The organism is Paenisporosarcina sp. OV554 (assembly GCF_003058165.1).
Taxonomy (GTDB): Bacteria; Bacillota; Bacilli; order Bacillales_A; family Planococcaceae; genus Paenisporosarcina.
Genome location: NZ_QBUC01000052.1, coordinates 1 through 6,003, shown reverse-complemented (window position 1 = coordinate 6,003; position 6,003 = coordinate 1). Strand labels below are relative to the sequence as shown.

General features: G+C 34.5%; 5 protein-coding genes. 2 read left to right on the top strand and 3 right to left on the bottom strand.

Annotated elements, in window-relative coordinates:
• Nucleotides 1-439: 439 nt before the first annotated feature.
• Genes C8K15_RS19650 through C8K15_RS19640 form a run of 3 tightly spaced genes read right to left on the bottom strand, consistent with a single transcriptional unit; the run spans nucleotide 440 to nucleotide 4,365 of the window.
• Nucleotides 440-1,558, bottom strand: coding sequence for a Ger(x)C family spore germination protein (locus C8K15_RS19650; protein ID WP_108588078.1), 1,119 nt, complete (start codon nucleotides 1,556-1,558; stop codon nucleotides 440-442).
• On the bottom strand, nucleotides 1,555-2,667 hold the full coding sequence (locus C8K15_RS19645; RefSeq protein WP_108588077.1) for a GerAB/ArcD/ProY family transporter: 1,113 nt from the start codon (nucleotides 2,665-2,667) through the stop codon (nucleotides 1,555-1,557). The genes C8K15_RS19650 and C8K15_RS19645 overlap by 4 nt, the downstream gene beginning before the upstream one ends.
• Nucleotides 2,668-4,365, bottom strand: a complete 1,698-nt coding sequence (locus tag C8K15_RS19640; RefSeq protein ID WP_369973798.1) for a spore germination protein — start codon at nucleotides 4,363-4,365, stop codon at nucleotides 2,668-2,670. It lies immediately after the preceding gene.
• 171 nt (nucleotides 4,366-4,536) lie between these two features.
• Between C8K15_RS19640 and C8K15_RS19635 the strand changes: the two genes are divergently transcribed.
• Both C8K15_RS19635 and C8K15_RS19630 read left to right on the top strand, forming a co-directional pair.
• Nucleotides 4,537-5,088 (top strand): dihydrofolate reductase family protein, encoded by a 552-nt coding sequence (locus tag C8K15_RS19635; RefSeq protein ID WP_108588076.1) that lies wholly within the window; start codon nucleotides 4,537-4,539, stop codon nucleotides 5,086-5,088.
• 192 nt (nucleotides 5,089-5,280) lie between these two features.
• A complete protein-coding gene (locus C8K15_RS19630; RefSeq protein WP_108588075.1) occupies nucleotides 5,281-5,538 on the top strand; it encodes a DUF3953 domain-containing protein in 258 nt (85 codons plus the stop codon).
• The last annotated feature ends 465 nt before the right edge of the window (nucleotides 5,539-6,003 follow it).

Below are 6,003 nucleotides of genomic sequence, written 5' to 3'. Positions count from 1 at the left end.
GATAGCTATCGGATGAAAAATAGACAGCATTTGTTTTCGGCAAAAGTGTAAAGGGGAAATTAGCGGAAAGTGTAAAATTCTACTTGACGGTTACATGGGACTTATATGTAATAAAAACTTACTCTATTAAATATTACAATCATTAGATCTTAATCAAGTTAGTTTGCCGCAGGAATGGTTTTTGGAGTGGTTTAATTAATTGAACAATTAATCAAGAATTAAACATTCTTTCGTAAATGACTTTGAAGGTCCGGATAGGGGTCTAAGTATTGCTGATATTCGACCATATATTCAATTTGATTGGGAAAGAAACGTCGTATCGCATTTAATATAAATTACGAGAAGTTTTTCAGTAACATTCTGTATGTTATGACAGGCAAACATACAAGAAAAGGTGAATTCTAATTGAAAGAAGTATAAAGGCCTTCTTGAAAATCGATTATTCAAATACCCCATCTCTAACTAATGTAAAGTCAATTTGAACGTTTACTTTCGCTTCCCTATATAGCTCATGCCACTTTTCATCTGTAAGCTTAGATTGTCTTACACTGCTCCTGTAACTTTCACCTAATCCGAAAATATCTGAATCAACTTCCTGACAGTAGGCAATTATTCTAGATACTTCACTAGTTAGACTTTTACTGATCGCTTTTTCAAGTTCCACAACATTTTTTTGTTTACCTACATCAATGTTGGGCATTATTTCTAATAATCTCGCTTTCATCGTAAGGTGTAAATCAAATTCGGGCGTTTTTGGATTGGCTAACTTCAAATCTCTTTTCGATTGAATCGTATCGAGTACCACTGGAATCTTGTCAGGAGGGTTATTCATTAAAGAAGATGGTAAATAATCTCCTTTAATATTCGTTTCAAACATTCCAGAGTCATAATTATCTCTAATTAATTTCACATAAAAACTATCGTCAGCAGAAAGTTGACCTACCATTTTGTCTCTTTTAAATAAGGCAAAACCAGAAATTTCTACAAACTCATCGTTTCTTTTTATGACAGGCATCGAAATATCTTTGCCGGGAGAAAAATAGTCATGTGATACTTCATGAAGAGTAGATGAAATCATGTGCTCCTGTTTAACGTTTTGTTCTAGCAGCTTGAATATATGTTCACCAATGTTCTCTATAGTTTGATATTGATAGCCTAGAAGCGATTTCGTTTGACCATCAACTACTGCCATAATAATACTACTACTTATGGCAGGATTTCTCGAGAGTGTCTCAATATAATGACCAATCCCTTCTTTAGATAACTCTTCACTGAACAAGCCTACCCTCATCTGTCCATACTTTATTTTTAGAGAGTTCTTGCGATTGATTTTTGCACTTGTTCCTATACTTGTTTGATCTTCAGCGGAAACAACTTCAACATTACTTTGAAGTTCCGGATTCACTTGGAGAATAACCGCAGTAGCTGACACGCCATCTTCACTACCCAAGTCATATCCAACCAAAGTGACTAAACCTAACTCTTCAAGGATTTCCGGTTGTGTGCATCCGACTAAGCTAATGAAGAGAACTAGTATTATTATATATAGCTTTTTCATTTTATTTTCTCCTCATGTGATGTGAATTTCTTTTTCACCACTGCGACTACGTACAAGAAGATAGGGTAGGTGAAAACAATATAGAATGCCACCTGGCCGAACTTAGTGTTAACCATATTTATTTGAGCCCGAGTTTGAATAGATATAGTGGCAATTAAGATGAGAACCGAGAAAATCCAACCGAATTTATTTGTGCTCACTTTTACCAAGCGTATGGTACCTCGATAAGCAGCCCATAAGTACAGACAAAGGTTTGGCAAAATAACCAACATCCAAAAGCAAATCGCTATATATTCAAATCGTTCAATAAACGGAAATCTAACAATACTAAATAAAGATAAAGTTGCCCATATGGTTTTATTTAATTCTTCTCCGCTAAAGTATGTTAACGAAACCAACATGATGGAGAGGTAAAGCAATGTCGTCACTAACAAACCAAAATGAACATGTTTTTTTACATTATTCTTATCCTTTACAAAAGGATAAATCACGTTTAAAACTTCAAATCCAACAATTGTAAACGTCATAGATTGTGCGCCTTTTAATATAGCACTCATATTTGTCTCAAGTATTGGAAGAAGATGTGATGCATCCGAAAACTTAATGGGAAACCATATGAGAAGGATAAGCCATATGGAAATTACAAAACTAAAAAAAGAAACACCCACAATCACCCGAAGTCCACCAGCAAAAGCATAAATAACGATTAACAGCAACGTAGCTGAAATAAACCATGTATCTAAATCAGGGAAAACCCATGCTTGAATCACTTCTATATAGTTTCTCAAAATGACGAAAAATGCAAAAGAACAGTATAAAACATAAATAATATTTAAAAAATTCCCGATCCATTGACCAAACATGTCTTGTTGAATCCCATATAAATCATTTGAACCATACATCTCTAAAGTTTTAATCATGAGAAAAGCGATGATATGTGAAGCAATACCTGCAATGAGTACGGAAATCCATGCATCATGTTTTGCGTCTTGGTGGATAATTCGTTGGAATCCATGTATTCCAACACCAACTTGAGTGGTATTAATGACAAAAAAAAGTAGAAAAGCATTAATCGTATCTTTGGGACTAAGTTGAATAGTATTTTTCATTCATTTCACCCTCAGTTCAACTTTTTTTTCAGGGTTTATAGGTTCAGGATCATATTTCTTTCGATCTTTTGGTCGTTTACTTTTGGGTCTATTAAATGTAAATGGTAATGGCAATCTGATGATACTATCGCGCCAATCAATCAGTCTAGGAGGATAGAAGGGTGCTGTGTAGGGAGAACCCAAACTTGACTGACGTAAAAGGTGAATAAGTAAAAAACAAAACCCCAGCATAATGCCATAAAAGCCCCAAAAACCAGCTAATATGATTAATGGAAAGCGAATGACTCGAATGACGTTTCCCATCATATAATTTGGCGTTGTGAAAGAAGCCAATGCACTTAAAGCGACAATAATAATTAAAATATTACTCGTAATACCTGCTTGGACGGCTGCAGTTCCAATAACGATACCGCCTACAATACCTATTGTTTGACCAACTTTTGTCGGTAATCTTGCTCCAGCCTCTCTAAGTAACTCGATAATAATTTCTAAAAATAAAGCTTCAATTATGGGTGGGAAAGGAACTAAAGCTCTTGATTCACTTAGTGGAATTAAGAGCGTTTGTGGAATAACTTCATAATGAAATGTCAAAGCCGCTACATATATAGGAGTTAAGTAAATAGATAAGAAAATTGCACTAAGTCTTAATAACCGAAAAAATGAAGCAATTGGCCATCGAAGATTTTGATCTTCTCTACTTTGGAAGAACTCAATAAACGATTGAGGACAAAGTATACCCATCGAACTACCGTCTACAATGATTCCCAATTTCCCATTCAATAATCCATCGCAAAACCTGTCAGGTCTTTCTGTTAGAAGCATTTGTGGAAAAGGTGATAAAGAGTTGTCATCAATCATTTGTACAAGTACTGAACTATCTAATAAGGAATCTACATGAACATCTGTAATCCTTTGACGCAGTGTATTAACCATAGTTTCAGAGGCGATGCCTTTAATATATAGCACTGAAACCGTTGTATTCGTTTGTTTTCCAATTTTGAATTTTTCATTGCAAAGGTCCGGATTCATTATGTACCTTCGAATCAGTGATATATTCGTTGAAAGACTTTCATTGAATCCAACTTGTGAACCGATTACTTGAGATTCATTTTCCGGGGCGTGCAAAGCCCGGGATTCTCTCGTGGATATATTTGCCAAAACAACTTGTGTGTAGCCTTCTACATGAATAAGTACGGTTCCTTCCACCAGGGCACTCACTGTTTCAGTGAGATGATCAGTCAACTTCACTTGAGGTACAGACAGGAGAGATTTAATGTTTTCTGGTGATTCATTCGTTTTTTTGAACAAGTTAGGAATGATATGATCTGTTAATGTGATGCCATCCACCAAATTATCTATATAAATAAGAGTGAGATTGGGATGAATGAATTTAACAATTAAATCAGCAGGGTTTTGAGTAGCATCTTTAATCGCCTGAATGAAAACATTCCTTGAAGATGAAATCATATTTCCTTTGCTAACTTTCTGTTCTTTTTCACTTTCAATTGATGATTCTTTATTTGAAGAATTCTTGGTTTCTTTTTTTACTTTGCCATCGTGTCTTTCTATTTCACCTTCAATTGATGATTGTTTAGTTGACTTGTTATCTTTTTTTTCTTTGCTATCTTCTTGTTCTTTATCGCTTCCACCAGGTGACTGTTTCTTAGAGAAAGGTAGTTTGAACTTTTTTTTAAACATTACATTCCCCCATTTCTAACTTTGCTTATAGACTAGGCTTTAGGGGGGGAATCTATACTTGCTTTAAGAGATTTTTACTATTATTCACAATTACGAAATTAGGGATTAAAGGAGTTTTAACTTGTTTTAAAGAATTAATTAAGCAATTCATTTTCATGGAGGAATGACTGAATGGCTGAATTGATTTATCATGTTGCAGTTTCACTAGACAATTTTATTGCAGACCAATGTATGCTAGATGGGAATATTAACAATTCTCTCTTCTTATTTGAAGGAGATCATGTACCAGACTTTTTATCCGATATTCAGCAATATGATGCGGTCTTGATGGGCAGAAAAACATATGAGTTTGGATTTCAATTCGGTGCTAAACCGGGTGAACCTGGCTATAGGGGCTTAAAACATTATATATTCTCAAACTCCATTCAGTTTGAATCGAACGAGGATGTAGATCTTATCAAAGGAAATGCTATAGCTTTTATTGAAAATCTAAAACAGCAAGGGAACGGTAAACTGTGGCTATGCGGGGGAGGAGAATTGGCTGGGTCGTTGCTAAAACATAAACTCATTGATCAATTAGTGCTGAAGGTTAATCCAGTTATTATTGGTGAAGGTATATCTCTATTCGGCAGCGTAAAGCCATGTCTTAAATTAGAGTTAGTGGAAATGAAACAGTATTCTAGCGGAGTTATTAAACCCACTTACAATATTATTTATACTTAGGAAAATCCCGGTGAACCCCTGTAATTAATTTATTAAACTAATTTTCCCCTCCAATTGTAGAACTAACGGGTGCTTAGTTGAAGATCATTGGGCTGCTTAGACAGTACTTTTTCTTATTGAACTAACGGGGCAGTTTAGTTTAATAAAGGTATCTTTTGAAGGTGACAGATTATCAGTGGGAGGTATAAAAAAATGGAAGAAAAAAAGTTTGATACTTTAATGTTATTTCAAATAATTTTTGCAATCCTTGTTATGTTAATTAGTATTCACGGTATGGTAACGGAAAACTACAACTTACAACCATTGATGTCGATATTTATGAGTGTAATGTTACTTATAATAGGATTACGAGAATATAAAAGAACTCAGAGTTTATTGTGGGGTATCTTCTATATATGCACTTCGTTATTCATTTTATTCGTTGCGGTTAAAGGCATTATGATTGATTAAATAGAAGTAATATTCAACTAACGGATGCTTTAGTTGAAGAAGACATTAATTACTCTGACCTATCGATTGATTAAACTTTCTCCCTAACAAAAACAAGCTGAGCCCAATTCAAATGCGAATTTGGGCTCAGCTTGTATGTTTAATTTTAATATTGTACTAGCACCTGAACAGATTACTATTTTTATATGACCGGTTCTTTTTCTTGTAGTGGAACACTTCGCAAATAACCCACCATTCTTTAAACGCCCAAAACCCTTGATGTATAAAGGTTTTGGGCGTTTTTTGATTAGGTGTTAAAGTTATGGAAAGAAGGAATAACGCTTTTTTTGTTGAACTTATTGAACTAACGGTGCAGGTTAATTCATAGTGTCAACACGCCGCAAATGAATTTTGACCAAAGGGATTATCTATTAAAGGGATTAAATTGGAGGGAATAGAAAATGGATGTAAAGACACTTTTGTTAC